Below are 13,604 nucleotides of genomic sequence, written 5' to 3' on the forward strand. Positions count from 1 at the left end.
TATTTTGGCGTGATGCCGCCAGGGGCGAATGATATAGTGGCGGGAATGTGTACACTGAAAGAAACTGCCATGAAAAACGACGCAACCGCTCGCCCGCAAGCAAACCAGGCCCCTGCCAGGCTCAGCAAAGGGGACTTCGTCACCGCACTGCGCAAACTGCTGCAAGAAGCAGGAAAGGCCGGCGAGACCAGCGTGGACGTGCGCGCTGCGACCCTGCACACCGACGTTGGCGTTTATCCGGCGCGCGGCCATTCGATGCCGACCTGTTGCACGGTGATGTACGAAGAGATGCAGCCGGGTGACGAGATACTGCTGACGCCACCCGGCGGCAAGGGACCTACGCTGCTGGTACGGTATAAATTTCCGCGCTGAAAATCGCGGTCTTAGAGACAGTTTATAACTTGGCGGAAATGTAGGCGATGCAGTAGCAGCGAACCCATTGCCAAGTAAAGCATGTTTCTGATACGTCAATGCGCTGCCCGTAATCACGCACCAATCGTCGGTAACTTATAGCGCGCAGAAGCAGGCGCTCTGCTGCTGACTCGGTCGGATATGCCATCTTCGCCGTCCGTTATGGCGAGGGAAGGCCAACTGTTGCTTGCGCGTGGCGAAAGACTATGCAGGGCAGGGGGATAGGCAGGTCGGACCCGATCTCGCCGTTGGACCAGGCAGCTACGAGATCGCATCCCCAGCGCCTGGCAGGACACCCAGGCCCATAACACGATCCATCGGTTTTTCATCACTCAAGAGCTATGGATCAGGAGAGTCTAAGCTACTGTCGGCGATTCAGAGCGCTAATAGGCTCCGTCCGCTTGCGCCCCATAGCAGCCATTCCTCAGCAACTAAGAGACTAGCTTCGCTTTCGCTCCGTGAGATTTGAGATTGTGGCCACGACATTTCTCGATTTTCGGTTGACCCGTGCAGTACTGATTACCACCGCGTCAGCTGGCTTTTCTGCTGCGATGTATAGCTCAAAAATTCCGTCGTCACCATCGAAAAACGTTCCAAGCGTTAGATTTTTCGCCCACTCCTCAGGCATTGGTTCGTATCCGTCGAGCGCAGTACTAGTCGCCACTCGGGCGATTTCCTGCAGCTCGTCTAATTCCTTCGGCGCTGTCAATATGCCTGGAACTCGTTCCATTGGTGACCTTACGTTTCACACGGACTGGAATAAAGGGCCGCTTTTGGCCGAAATCGGCCTTTAATCAGAGACTATTCGCTGCCCCACCTCGAATTCATTCTCATGGCAATAAAACAGGATAAGAGGCGTGTCGTTCGAATAGACCATCGCGTCGTCACGCGAAGGGATAAAGATATCCGACCAGTTTTCGACCAGGAACACGCTGCTGCATAAGAAACAGTCGTTTTCTCCAAACACAACTACGACCTGCTGAATTCCCGGTGCACGCGCACGTAACCACTTGGTCGCGATGGCCGCATCATTGCCGAATTCGAGCCGCTCGATTGAGCCAACGGTGTTAACGTCCAAGCCGAGATGCGTCTTCGAGTCATGAAGGCCCACTACATCATATGCACGGCGAGCACCCTCGGCATTAAGCCAAACGATATCCGCTGAGTGATGCTTCAGCTCCTGAACCCGCCAATGTGTTGCGTTCATAGTTTCTCAAAATCTAATACGCTCAAGGCCATGACGACCAGCAGCTTGTGCTCGAACCTGGCTAACGTTTTCAGGATGGTATTTACTTGTGTTGCCAAGTGTGCCCCTGTTTGCTGCCAGCTTACTGCCAGACCCCTTGAGCCTGGTTCCAAACAGGTCTGCCATCATGGCTTGACTTTGTCTGCGACAAGTACCGCCGGAATTCAATTATATTGATATGACTGATAAACTACAGTGTATCCTCCAATCCCGGCAAGTCTATTTTTGTCGATGCAAAGGAACAGCCGCGGTGTTTGTTTCGGCTAGCGGAGTATCTTTTGCTTGGCGCAATTATCATGCGATACTGCATGATGAATGCTATGCCGCTGACCAATATCCAGACGCTGCACGGCGCCGGATAGAAAGCTCAATTACTTCATCAAAATGATAGGGAGTTACCCAATTGACGCATATCGAAGAAAGCATACTCATTGCAGTGCCGCCTACGGTCATCGACCAGATATGGAGCGAGGTCGACCGATGGCACCTGTGGGATCCTGATACAAAGCAAGCCCGGCTCAATGGACCATTCGCGGTTGGAACGCAGGGCAGGATAGTGCCCAGCAAGGGGATGGGTATTCCGATGCTGATCACTGAGCGCTCGGCAGACCGCTCGTTCACCGTCGAGGGCTACATTCCTTTGTTCCGCATCCATTTCGAGCACAAAGTTTCCGTCGTGGATGGCGGATCGGAAGTCGTTCACCGCGTGTGGTTCACTGGAGCGCTTGCCTTTCTGTTCGGGCCAGGTGTTGCCAAGCAAGTTCGGCAAGGGCTTCCCCGAACGATGCGCTCACTCAAGGCCTATGCCGAGAAACGCAACGTGACTCTCCATGATGGCGAGGTGGGTGGAGTTAACGCGACAATAGCCTGATAGATAGTTTCCCCTCGTCAATTCCTTGCAAAGCACCGTAGCAAATTAACGTGCCGTTCCCGTCATGATGGAATACAATTCCTGCGTGGCAGCCAGCTTGCCTGGCAAGGCCGGGCACGGCGTCACGCTTTGACCTTGGAAAGATGTTTGCTTATGACTCTGCAGTTCCCCCTGCCGAATGTACCTCTGGCGCCGCGCGCGCCCTCCATTCTGTCCAAGTCATTCGGCTCCCTGTTTGCCCTGACCCTGTTCTGCCTGATTCCTGCGGCGTCCGCCTTGGCGGCCACGCCTGCCAGCAGCAGCGTCATGCTGGAAGAGCTGACCAGCACGGAGCTGCGCAACCGTATCGACCATGGCGCCACCACCGTGCTGGTGCCGATCGGCGGCGTCGAGCAGAGCGGGCCGTATATCGCGTTGGGCAAGCACAATGTGCGCGCCGGCCTGCTGGCGCGCCAGATCGCGCAAAAGCTGGGCAATACCATCGTCGCGCCCGTCGTTCCCTACGTGCCGGAAGGCGCGATTTCGCCACCGGCCGGCCACATGCGTTTTGCCGGCACGATCTCGATTCCGCCTGCCGCCTTCGAAGCCGTGCTGGAAGGGGCGGCCGCCAGCCTGCGCCAGCATGGTTTCCGCGACATCATTTTCCTCGGCGACCATGGCGGTTATCAGAAGAACGAGCAGAACGTGGCCAACAAGCTCAATCGAGCTTGGGGAAAAGCTTCCGCCGCTAAAGATGCGCGTGCCTATGCCTTGCTCGACTACTATGACATCACGCAAACGGCCTATATTGCCGAGCTGCAAAAGCGCGGCCACAGCAGCGCCGAGATCGGCCTGCACGCGGGCTTGGCAGACGCGGCGCTGATGTTGGCGACGGACCCGTCGCTGGTGCGTAGCGAGGCCATGGCCCATGGACCCAAGCCGGGCGTGGCCGACGGCGTGCGCGGCGACGCCACGCGCGCCACGGCTGAGCTGGGCCAGGTGGGTATCAAGCTGCAGGTGGACACCTCGGTGGCCGCCATCAAGCAACTGCTGCAACGCAAGTAAATACTACGACTGATTCGATATCCGGCTGGAAGTGCTGAACTTCCGGCTTTTGCAACGAAAAGACGCGAAAACACATGAAAAAATCTCAACGACGCACCATCGTCACCTTGTCTGCCCTGGCTGCCGCTCTGGCCGGCCTGGGCGTGGCCAGCCAGGTCATCGGCGCCAGCACGCCAGCTCCTGCCGCCGCAGCGCCGGCCGCCGCCTATTCCCCGCTGCCGGGCATGCCGCCGCTGGTGGACCCGAAAAACGTGTACGGCAGCATCGCCAGCAGCAATATGAGCCCCGTCGTCAAGGATCACTTGCGCCGCGTCTATGTACCCAACCTGCGCTCGAACGATGTCTATGTGATCGACCAGGAAAGCCTGAAAGTGGTCGACAAGTTCAAGGTCGGCAGCGGGCCGCAGCACGTGGTGCCGTCGTGGGACTTGCGCACCCTGTGGGTGGCGAACAATGCCGAGCGCACGGACAAGGGCAGTCTGACGCCGATCGACCCTTTGAGCGGCAAGCCGGGCAAGGAAGTGCCCGTCGATGATCCCTACAATATGTATTACACGCCGGACGGCAAGTCAGCCATCGTCGTGGCGGAAGCGCGCCACCGCCTCGATTTCCGCGATCCTAAGACCATGGCCGTGCAGTATTCGATCGACACGCCCCAGTGCGGCGGCATCAACCATGCGGATTTCTCCAATGACGGCCGCTACGCCGTGTTCACCTGCGAGTTTGACGGCACCATCGCCAAGATCGACCTGGTGGGGCGCAAGGTCGACGGCTACCTGAAATTGCAGATGCCGGCCAAGCGCTTTGCCGAGTCCGCTCCCGTGGGCGGTCCGGCGAATGAAATCTGCAGCGTCAAGAAGGGCATGCCGCAAGACATACGCATCTCGCCGGATGGCAAGAAATTCTATATCGCCGACATGGATGCCGACGGCGTGCACATCGTCGATGGCGCCACCCTGAAGGAAATCGGCTTCATCCAGACGGGCGTGGGCGCGCACGGCTTGTACCCGAGTCGCGATGGCAAGAAATTGTATGTGGCCAACCGCGGCACGCACCGCATTCACGGCAAGCGCAACGGCAAGGGCAGCGTCAGCGTGATCGATTTCGCCACGGAAAAAGTGGTGTCGCAGTGGCCGATTCCCGGCGGCGGCAGCCCCGACATGGGAAATGTATCCGCCGATGGCAAGTACCTGTGGCTGTCCGGCCGCTTCGACGATGTGGTGTACCGCATCGATACGAACAGCGGCGACGTGTCCAAGGTGAAAGTCGGCCAGGAACCGCATGGCCTCACCGTGTGGCCGCAGCCGGGCCGCTATTCGCTGGGCCATACGGGCAACCTGCGCTAGGCGCCGGCCCCATGCGCATCGATTTCATAGAGCAACTGCGCGCGCATTATCCGCCCGCGCAGGGGCGGGCGCTGAGCAAGCAGCTCGACCGTCTCGACCCGCATTGCATGGCGTTCATCGGCCTGTCGCCGTTCGTCGTGTTGGCCACGGGCGGGGCTGGCGGCCAGCTCGACGCCTCACCGCGCGGCGGCGCGCCCGGTTTCGTGCAGGTGCTCGATGCCCATACCTTGCTGCTGCCCGATGCCAGGGGCAATAACCGCCTCGACAGTTTTAGCAATATTGCCGAGACGGGCAGGGCGGGGCTGCTGTTCATGATCCCCGGCGTCGATGAAACCCTGCGTGTGAATGGCGAGGCCAGTCTCAGCGACGATCCGGCGCTGCTGGCGCACTTTGCCGGCGAGCGCAACCCGCCGCGCCTGGTCATGCGTCTGCGCGTGGCAGAGGCGTATCTGCATTGTGCCAAGGCCCTCATGCGTTCGCGCCTGTGGGACAGCGCGGCCTAGGTCGAACGCTGCATCTTGCCGACGATGGGCCAGATGATCCAGGACCAGACGGGCGGCAGCGGGCCGCAGGAAACACAGGAGAAGATGGTCGCCCGCTACGCGCCGGATCTGTAGCTTTGCTTGCGAAAAAAGCAATGTTGGAGCATACTGCGCTTCCTTTTTTTATTTTTCATACCTTCCAAGGGGCGCCACCATGATTCTTGATCACATCGGTTTGAATGTCAGCGACGCACAGGCCAGCAAGGCTTTCTTTTCGGCCGCCCTGGCGCCGCTGGGCGTGTCGGTGGCGATGGAAGAGCAGGGCTGGGTCGGCTTGGGCAAGGATGGCAAGCCCGATTTCTGGTTCGGCGTGGGCGGCACGCCGCATGCCGGCATGCATCTCGCTTTCAGGGCAGATAACCGTGCCCAGGTGGACGCGTTTTACCAAGCCGCGCTGGAAGCGGGCGGCAAGGATAACGGCGCCCCAGGCATCCGCGCCATGTATCACCCGAATTACTACGGCGCCTTCGTGCTGGGCCCGGACGGTCACAATGTCGAAGCCGTCTGCCACCATCCCGAGCCTTGACACCGTTCCTTACCTGAAGAGAGCAGCATGAAGCGTAGCGCCACCCTGTTTGCCGACGATGCCGGCCGCTATGCCTACGTGAAAGCGGGTTTTTCCTGGCCGGCCCTGTTTTTGGGCTCGTTCTGGGCCGTGGCCAAGCGCCGCTGGTGGCTGTTGCTGCTCATGCTGGCAATGGATGCGTGCCTGTGGTTTGGCAGCCATCTGGCCACCGAACTGCGCGTCGGCCCGATGATGCTGCTGATGGCCGCCACGGAGCTCAGTTACCTGCTGGCGCGTGGCTGGTATGGCAACCGCTGGCTGGAAGCCTCGCTGCGTAGCCATGGTTACAAGCCTGTTATGCCGGGCACGGGGGCTGTTCGTTGAACGTGCCTGGCACAGATTTCCCTTCCCGTCACTGACGCTTGCCAAGGGCAAGCCGTCCAGCCAAAACTTTCTGCGCTGCCTGGCATACCTTTGATCCAGATCATCCCTCTCCTGCAGTGCTCACGTAGCCTTGGGACTCGCGTTGCAAAGCATCTCTCCACCAATCGGATATGTTTTTCGCGTTTCGTGGCGTAGCCCGGTCGTCTGCTTCACCGTTCGACAGCCGGTGGTGTCGCCTTGTGTCTACCCAACCGCTATTTAATGAGGAATTCCATGTATCCATATTCCCGTAGTGTTACCCCTGCCGTCAAAAACCACCTGGAAGCGCAACTGGCTTTTTTCAATGGTCTGTCGAAGTCCTTGTTCCAGTCGGTGCAGCACTTCAATGACCTGAACATGCAGCTGGCGCAAGGCTTGCTGGAAGAAACCACTGTCACCAGCCAGAACCTGCTGACGCTCGAGCGCGCTGAAGATGTGTTCCAGGTGGCTGCCGTAGCGGGCCAGCCAGCCGCCGAGCAACTGCGCAAATACCAGGAACAGGTATCGCGCCTGGCAGCCGATACGCAGGTCGAACTGGCCAATGTGGCAGAGCGGCATGTGAATGAAACGAGCCGTACTGCCAAGGCCCTGGCCGAAGAAGTGGCCCGCACGGCTTCGGAAGAAACGCAGAAAAACGTGCGCAAGCAGCAGGAAGCCATGCAGCGCATCGCCGAACCATTCCAGGCCAACCATCAAAACGGCGCCAACCGCGAGCAGCAGCGCGGTGCGCAAAGCCGTGACGGCCAAAGCCTGCAAAGCGTCGGCCAGCAGGGTAGTCAGCAGTCGGCCGGCAGCGAAAGCTCCGCCAGCGGCAGCGCATCGCAAGCGGGCTCCGCACAAAGCAAAAGCAGCAGCGCCAGCCGTAAAGAATAAGCAGGCCGCTGCTGGGGCCTGAATGGCAGCTGAATCCGCATCGCGAGGGCCGAGCCTTGCGATGCGCTTGGCTGGCGCAGCATCGTGCGTAGTGGTCCGGGCAGAGCGCCCGTCCTTCAGGGGGCGGGCGTATTGTCGTGGGTGGCGGGGCGTGCTGCGGCAGCTTGCGTGGCGGCGCTCGGCGCCATTGCAGGACTTTTCTCCGTTGCAGGACGTTGCCGGGTGGCCGGGCTTTCCTGCATGCGCGTGCCTTGCGGCGTGCTCGCATTGCCCGTGCCGCTATTGGCGTCGATAAAGGCGCTCACGACGTCCAGCGTGGGAGCCAGCATGCGCAAGGGGCTGGCCAGCGAGGCGAGCAAGGTGGTATGGCTGACCTTGTCGAAATACGTTTCCGTCACCGGCCGTTGGTGTGCCCGCAAGGCCATGGCCAGGCCGCCCGTGTTGCGTTGCGGATTGACCAGTTTGTCCCGTCCTGGCAGGGGGGCGATCAGCAGGGCGGGCGGGGCTTCGGCAGTCACGTGATGGATAGGCTGCGAGGACGCGGGCGTGTCCGGGTAAAAGAAGACGGGCCGGGTGGTGGTATTTTCGATCGGCAGGAAATCATACGGACCGGCCAAGCCTATCCAGCCGCGCAAGTCGTGCGGGCGCATGCCGTGGCGCGCCAGCAGGCTGGCGTCGAGCGCCACCATCGCCGCATTGTAGGCGCCGGCGCTATGGCCCATCACGAACAAGCGGGCGGGGTCGCCGCCATGGCGGCCGGACTCCATCGCGGCCCAGGCTACGGCGCGGGCCGCATCCTGCAAAATCTCTGGGTAGTGCACATCCGGATACAGCCGGTAGTCGACGATCACGGCCAGGTAGCCGCGCGCAGCGAGCGCGTGGCCAACGAAGGCATAGTCGGCGCGCTCGCCCGTCGTCCAGTTGCCGCCATAAAAGAACACCACCACGGGCACGGGCCCCGTACGGAATTTTGGGGCATACACATCAAGTTTTTGCCGTGGCAGGGGGCCGTAGGCCAGGCCCCGCGTCACTTGCGAGGCGCTGCCGGACGACAAGGCATTGATGGCCATCAAGGGCGAGCAGGCGGCCAGGCCGGCAGCGAGCGGAATGGCTGCCAGCAAACCGAGCATGGTGGTGCGCAGGATCGTCATGCTGGTTCCTGATGGTGATGGTTGATGCTTGCAGTGTAGGCCAGGCAGGGCAGGGTGCACATGGGAAAGTTGCTGTCTAGCATAGATAAATGTTGCATGCGTCAATCAATCCTGCAACAGCCATTTGCGCGCCGTGGCGATGACGGCGTCCGACAAGGTGCGCGTGAGCGGGGTCTGGATATCCCAGGCATGCCAGGTCAGGGGTACGTCGAGCGCCTGACCGGCGGCCACATCGACCAGCCTGCCGGCGGCCAGCGCCGTTTCCGCCTGCAGCAGGGGCACCATGCCATAGGCATAGCCCGCTTCGATGAAGCGCACGAAGTCGCGCGCCGAACCGAGCACATGGTGCGGATAGCGGCCCGTGTAACCGAGGCGGTGCTGCAGATAGCGCTCGTGCAGGGCATCCTTGCTGCCAAACGTGATGGCCGGTGCCTGGCTGACGGCTTCCACCGTAAAACCATGGGGAAACCATTGCTGCGCGAACGCGGGCGAGGCCACGCACAAGTAGCGCATGCCGCCCAGCGGCGTGGCCGTGGTGCCGGCCACCAGGTCGTTGGCGCTGGTGACGCAGGCAAACACGCGCCCTTCGCGCAGCTGGCTCAGGGTGTGATCCTGGTCGTCGAGGCGGATATCGAGCAGACACGACGGCGGCGATAGTAGCGGCCCCAGCGCTTCCGGGATCCAGGTGGCGGCGCTGTCGGCGTTGACGGCAATGGCCAGTTCCGGCAATTGCGTGGTGGGTCCCGGCTGGGCGTCGAGCGCCGCTTCCAGCAGCTTGACTTGCCGGTAGTGGGCGATCAGGCGCTGGCCCGCTTCCGTGGGCAGGGGCGGGTGGCTGCGGATGATCAACAAGGTGCCTTCCAGGTTTTCCAGGGTGCGGATGCGCTGCGACACGGCCGGCTGGCTGATCGCCAGCGCTTGCGCGGCCTTTTCAAAGCTGCCCAGGCCGATCACGGCGTCGAGGGCGGCCAATCCACGGTAATCGACGACGCGCATAAGATTCTCTTATATATGGTTAGAATCATTCATTATACTTATATTTACTTTTTCTTTACACTGTTGAAATAGGGTAACAACTCCACTCTGCCGCGCGGTCCTCCTGGTTCCGCTACACCCTCCACCTACCACTGATGACTTTGCCGTTGCCGGCAGAGCGTGGGCGGCCGTGCGCGTGATGGAAAGCAATGGAAAGGAAGCAATATGGACGGCGCAATTTTCTTGAAAGGCATGGGGCTCGGAGCGAGCCTGATCGTGGCCATCGGCACGCAAAACGCATTCTTGCTCAAGCAGGGTTTGAAGCGCCATTATGTGCTCACCTGCATTCTGGTGTGCCTGCTGTGCGATGCCATCCTCATCACGGCTGGCGTGGCCGGCATGGGCACGTTTATTGCCGACAATCCTGATTTCCTGCTGTGGGCCAAGGCTGGCGGCGCCACCTTCTTGATTGCGTATGGCTTGCGTGCGGCCAAGTCGGCCTGGCGCCCAACGGCCTTGACGGTGTCGGCCGCCAAGGCACCTGAAGGTTACTGGGCCGTGATCGGCGCGGCGCTGGCGTTCAGCCTGCTGAACCCGCACGCTTTCCTCGACACGGTCATCCTGCTCGGCTCGATCGGCGGGCAGCATGAAGGCGCGGGACGCTTCTACTTTGCGGGCGGCGCCATCATGGCTTCGGCCCTGTGGTTCTTCCTGCTGGGCTTTGGCGCCCGTTACCTGGCGCCCGTGTTTGCCAAACCCATGGCCTGGCGCGTGCTTGACGGTATCATCGCCCTCGTCATGTGGGCCATCGCCGCCTCGCTGTTCCTGTAAGGCATCAACGCGTCAGGAAGGCCAGCACGCGGCTGGCCAGCTTGCCATACGGCGGCCGCAGCAGTGTCAGAGCGCTGAAACGGGCCTGGTAAAACACGGGCCGCAGCTTGCTGAAGGTATGAAAACCTTCCACGCCGTGGTAGTGGCCCATGCCGGACTCGCCCACGCCGCCGAAGGGCAAATCGTGCTGGCCCACATGGAACAGGGCGTCGTTGACAGACACGCCGCCCGACATCACGCGGTCAAGCAGCAGCTGCACAGTGTCTTTCTGCTTGCTGAACGGATAGATGGCCAGCGGGCGCGGTCCCGCGTTGATGCTGTCGATCACGGTTTCAAGGTCCGTATAGCCGCGCAGCGGCAGGATGGGGCCGAAGATTTCGCGCGTCAGCAGCAGGCTGTCCTCGGGCGCATCGAGCACGATATGCGGCGCGATCTTGCGCGTGGCGCGGTCGTAGGCCGGTCCCGGCAACAGCGAAATCACTTGCGCGCCCCGTTCCCGTGCTTCGTCGAGCGCCAGCAGCAGGCGCTCAAAGGCGGCCTCGTCGATGATGGAGGTGTAATCGGGCGTGTCCAGCCGCGGGTAGCGCGCGGGCACGATCTGGCGCGCATGTTCGACGAAGGCGGCGATGCTGGCCTCGGGCAGCCAGGCGTGGTCGACGCTGGTGCAGATTTGCCCCGCGTTCAGGTACTTGACGAACAGGATGCGCTCGGCTGCCGTGCGCACGTCGAAATCGGCGCAGACGATGGCCGGCGCCTTGCCGCCCAGCTCCAGGGTCACCGGACACAGATTGCGCGCAGCTGCCGCCATGACGGCGCGGCCCGTCTGGCCGGAACCCGTAAACAGCAGGTGGTCGAACGGTAGTTGTGAAAAAGCTATGCCCACGCCGCCTGTCTCTTCAAAAAACTGCAATTTTTCCGGTGGAAAGTAGGCGGGCATGGTGTCGATCAGCAGCCGCGCCAGGTGGCGCGAATTTTCGCTCATTTTGACCATGGCGCGGTTGCCGGCGGCGAAGATGTAAGTCAACGGCACCAGGCTCAGGTTGACGGGGAAATTCCACGGCACGATGACGCCCACCACACCCAGCGGCTGGGGAATCACGCGGTTGCTGGCACCCGGGAAATTACGCCAGTCCACGCCACGGCGCTGCGGCCGCAGCCATTTTTTCAACTGTTTCAAGACATGGCTTATGCCGTCGATGGCGGGAAAGATTTCCGCCAGCAAGGTTTCGTGCCGGGAGCGGTTGCCATAGTCGGCACTGATCGCCTCGCAGAGCGCTACTTTATGGTCGCGGATAAAGCGCTGCAAGGTTTGCAGGTCGCGCCTGCGCTCGGCAAGCGAGGGAACGGGGTGGGCCAGATAGGCGGCCCGCTGCAAGGCCAGGGCGGCATCCAGTTTTGCGTGGACGGGGGCGGTGCTCAGATCCATGTTTTCTGCGACATCAGGCATTTTTTTTCCTCGGCCGGCTTGGCAATGTGCGCGCCGCTCCAGCACACTATAGTTGACTACGTGCAAAAGTGCCGCTGGCGTGCCGACGGGGCTGCACGATACACCGTAAAATGTCCGATAACTTTACGCTACGTTTCCCAGGAATGCCATGACCTCGACCACGCCAGACTCCCTGCACATCGTTTGCCCCCATTGCGACGCCGTCAACCGCCTGCCGCACGCCCGCCTCAGCGAGCAGCCTACCTGCGGCAAGTGCCAGAAGGATTTATTCATGGGCCAGCCCGTGGACCTGGCCAGCGCCCGTTTCCTCAAGCATATCGAACGCAGCGACATTCCCGTGCTGGTGGACTTCTGGGCGCCCTGGTGTGGCCCGTGCCGCAGCATGGCGCCATTCTATGTGCAAGCCGCCAAGACCCTGGAGCCGGCGTTCCGCGTCGTCAAGGTGAATACGGAAGCGTCTCCGGACCTGGGCAGCCGTTTCAATATCCGCAGCATTCCCACCCTGGCCCTGTTTCGCAAGGGCATGGAAGTGGCGCGCCAGCCGGGCGCCATCGATGCCAATGCCATCGTCGCGTGGGCGAGGGAAAAGGCGCGACTCTAGACACCCAGGAAAGCTCTTGAGTTTTTTCATTTGACATTTAGTATGGCTCCATATTATATTGCGCCATATGATAAAACTCGAACAAAAATACACTGCCTTGCTGGGTGACGTGCAGCGCCGCGCGCTCGGGGACATGCCGACATCCATCGGGCGCCTGCGCCTGTGCTTTGAAGTGCTGGGCCTGGCGTCCGCCATCGATGGCGATTGCGCCACACGCCTGGGCCGGCATGGCTTGTCGGAAGGCAAGTTCGTCTTGCTGTCCCTGCTGCGCGACGTGCCCGAGGGGCTCTCGCCGCACGCACTGGCCGAGCGGGCCGGCGTGACGCGCGGTACCATCACGGGCTTGCTCGACGGCCTGGAACGCGACGGTTTCCTGGCGCGCCACGCGGATCAGTTCGATCGGCGCAAGCTGCTGGTGCGCCTGAGCGCCAAGGGAGAAGCTGCCGCCGCCACCCTGGTCGATGAGCACGCGCAATGGATCGCCAGCCTGTTTGCCGATTTCACAGCGGACGAGATGCAGTTATTGAGTGCGCTGCTGGAAAAAGCCTGGCGCAAGACGGACCGGGGTGCGCCATGAGCGGTGGCATCGCTGACGTGACGCCGGCGCGCCTGTCCCTGCTGAACGGGGGCAGCGTTGCCAGCGCCACCCTGACAGAAGGGCTGGCTATCGATTTCGCCCAGCTGCTGGCCGCGGCCGTACCCGACATCGGCGCCGCCCGCCTGGACCGGATGCGCGCGCAGGCCGCAACCGGCATCACCCGGCGCATGGCGCTGGCTGCAGAATTGCTGCTGGAGGCCAATGTTGACCTGGCGCAATTGCAAGGCCATGTATCCGACACGGTGCGGGGCTGGGCCTGCTTTGCCATCGCCGCCCAGACGGGAGCGACCTTGCCGCAACAGCTTACGGCCATGCGGCCGCTGGCCGACGATGGGCACTTCGGCGTGCGCGAATGGGCCTGGCTGGCGCTGCGGCCCCATCTGGCGGCGAGTCTTGACGAGGCCATTAGCTTGCTGGCGCCGTGGACGGCGGACGCGTCGGAACGCCTGCGCCGCTTTGCCTGCGAAGCGCTGCGCCCGCGCGGCGTGTGGTGCGCGCACATTGCCCAGTTAAAAGAAACGCCGCAACTGGCCTTGCCCTTGCTGCAGCCCCTGCGCGCCGACCCGGCCGTCTACGTGCAAGATTCCCTGGCCAACTGGCTCAACGATGCGGCCAAGAGCCAGCCGGACTGGGTGCGCAGCCTGTGCGCGCAATGGCTACAGGAAAGTCCCAATGCCGCCACGGCACGCATCTGCAAGCGGGCCCAGCGCTCGCTGGCCTGACGATACCTCACCCAAGGA

15 protein-coding genes and 1 pseudogene are annotated in these 13,604 nt (G+C 61.7%); 12 read left to right on the forward strand and 4 right to left on the reverse strand.

Annotated features, from left to right (window positions below):
* Positions 1-69: 69 nt before the first annotated feature.
* Complete coding sequence (locus ACQ4WP_RS06385) at positions 70-372, forward strand: HNH endonuclease (RefSeq protein WP_436519195.1); 303 nt, start codon at positions 70-72, stop codon at positions 370-372.
* An 829-nt stretch (positions 373-1,201) separates the two neighbouring features.
* Here the strand turns inward: ACQ4WP_RS06385 and ACQ4WP_RS06390 are convergent.
* Positions 1,202-1,618 (reverse strand): hypothetical protein, encoded by a 417-nt coding sequence (locus ACQ4WP_RS06390; RefSeq protein WP_436519196.1) that lies wholly within the window; start codon positions 1,616-1,618, stop codon positions 1,202-1,204.
* Positions 1,619-2,060: 442 nt separating this feature from the next.
* Between ACQ4WP_RS06390 and ACQ4WP_RS06395 the strand changes: the two genes are divergently transcribed.
* From ACQ4WP_RS06395 to phaP, 7 genes and pseudogenes are all read left to right on the forward strand, one after another.
* Complete coding sequence (locus ACQ4WP_RS06395) at positions 2,061-2,528, forward strand: SRPBCC family protein (protein ID WP_436519197.1); 468 nt, start codon at positions 2,061-2,063, stop codon at positions 2,526-2,528.
* Between the two features lie 153 nt (positions 2,529-2,681).
* Positions 2,682-3,572 carry a creatininase family protein gene (locus ACQ4WP_RS06400; RefSeq protein WP_436519198.1) on the forward strand — a complete coding sequence of 297 codons (891 nt, stop codon included), beginning with the start codon at positions 2,682-2,684 and terminating at the stop codon, positions 3,570-3,572.
* A gap of 74 nt (positions 3,573-3,646) precedes the next feature.
* A complete protein-coding gene (locus ACQ4WP_RS06405) occupies positions 3,647-4,918 on the forward strand; it encodes a YncE family protein (protein WP_436519199.1) in 1,272 nt (423 codons plus the stop codon).
* Between the two features lie 11 nt (positions 4,919-4,929).
* Positions 4,930-5,535 (forward strand): annotated as a pseudogene (locus tag ACQ4WP_RS06410) (pyridoxamine 5'-phosphate oxidase family protein).
* A gap of 79 nt (positions 5,536-5,614) precedes the next feature.
* Positions 5,615-5,986: a VOC family protein gene (locus ACQ4WP_RS06415; protein ID WP_436519200.1), complete on the forward strand. Its 372-nt coding sequence runs from the start codon at positions 5,615-5,617 to the stop codon at positions 5,984-5,986.
* 27 nt (positions 5,987-6,013) lie between these two features.
* A complete protein-coding gene (locus ACQ4WP_RS06420; protein WP_436519201.1) occupies positions 6,014-6,349 on the forward strand; it encodes a hypothetical protein in 336 nt (111 codons plus the stop codon).
* Positions 6,350-6,622: 273 nt separating this feature from the next.
* Complete coding sequence (phaP, locus tag ACQ4WP_RS06425) at positions 6,623-7,261, forward strand: TIGR01841 family phasin (protein ID WP_436519202.1); 639 nt, start codon at positions 6,623-6,625, stop codon at positions 7,259-7,261.
* A 116-nt stretch (positions 7,262-7,377) separates the two neighbouring features.
* Here phaP and ACQ4WP_RS06430 read toward each other — a convergent pair whose 3' ends face one another.
* Both ACQ4WP_RS06430 and ACQ4WP_RS06435 read right to left on the reverse strand, forming a co-directional pair.
* Entirely contained in the window at positions 7,378-8,412 is a 1,035-nt protein-coding gene (locus ACQ4WP_RS06430; protein WP_436519203.1) for an alpha/beta hydrolase, read from the reverse strand.
* A 105-nt stretch (positions 8,413-8,517) separates the two neighbouring features.
* A complete protein-coding gene (locus ACQ4WP_RS06435) occupies positions 8,518-9,408 on the reverse strand; it encodes a LysR family transcriptional regulator ArgP (protein WP_099379669.1) in 891 nt (296 codons plus the stop codon).
* 204 nt (positions 9,409-9,612) lie between these two features.
* Here ACQ4WP_RS06435 and ACQ4WP_RS06440 point away from each other — a divergent pair, with 204 nt between their 5' ends.
* Positions 9,613-10,218: a LysE/ArgO family amino acid transporter gene (locus ACQ4WP_RS06440; protein WP_436519204.1), complete on the forward strand. Its 606-nt coding sequence runs from the start codon at positions 9,613-9,615 to the stop codon at positions 10,216-10,218.
* A 4-nt stretch (positions 10,219-10,222) separates the two neighbouring features.
* On the opposite strand, the gene ACQ4WP_RS06445 is transcribed toward ACQ4WP_RS06440, so the two are convergent.
* Positions 10,223-11,665: a coniferyl aldehyde dehydrogenase gene (locus ACQ4WP_RS06445; protein ID WP_436519205.1), complete on the reverse strand. Its 1,443-nt coding sequence runs from the start codon at positions 11,663-11,665 to the stop codon at positions 10,223-10,225.
* A gap of 148 nt (positions 11,666-11,813) precedes the next feature.
* Between ACQ4WP_RS06445 and trxC the strand changes: the two genes are divergently transcribed.
* The 3 genes from trxC to ACQ4WP_RS06460 all read left to right on the forward strand — a co-directional run bounded on the left by trxC (position 11,814) and on the right by ACQ4WP_RS06460 (position 13,586).
* The gene (trxC, locus tag ACQ4WP_RS06450; RefSeq protein WP_436519206.1) at positions 11,814-12,266 is read left to right on the forward strand and encodes a thioredoxin TrxC; all 453 of its coding nucleotides are present in this window, start codon (positions 11,814-11,816) and stop codon (positions 12,264-12,266) included.
* Positions 12,267-12,336: 70 nt separating this feature from the next.
* Positions 12,337-12,843, forward strand: a complete 507-nt coding sequence (locus ACQ4WP_RS06455) for a MarR family winged helix-turn-helix transcriptional regulator (RefSeq protein ID WP_436519384.1) — start codon at positions 12,337-12,339, stop codon at positions 12,841-12,843.
* Positions 12,840-13,586: a DNA alkylation repair protein gene (locus ACQ4WP_RS06460; RefSeq protein ID WP_436519207.1), complete on the forward strand. Its 747-nt coding sequence runs from the start codon at positions 12,840-12,842 to the stop codon at positions 13,584-13,586. Before ACQ4WP_RS06455 ends, ACQ4WP_RS06460 begins: the two co-directional genes overlap by 4 nt.
* The last annotated feature ends 18 nt before the right edge of the window (positions 13,587-13,604 follow it).

It is taken from the genome of Janthinobacterium lyxosi, assembly GCF_051380665.1.
Taxonomy (GTDB): Bacteria; Pseudomonadota; Gammaproteobacteria; order Burkholderiales; family Burkholderiaceae_D; genus Janthinobacterium.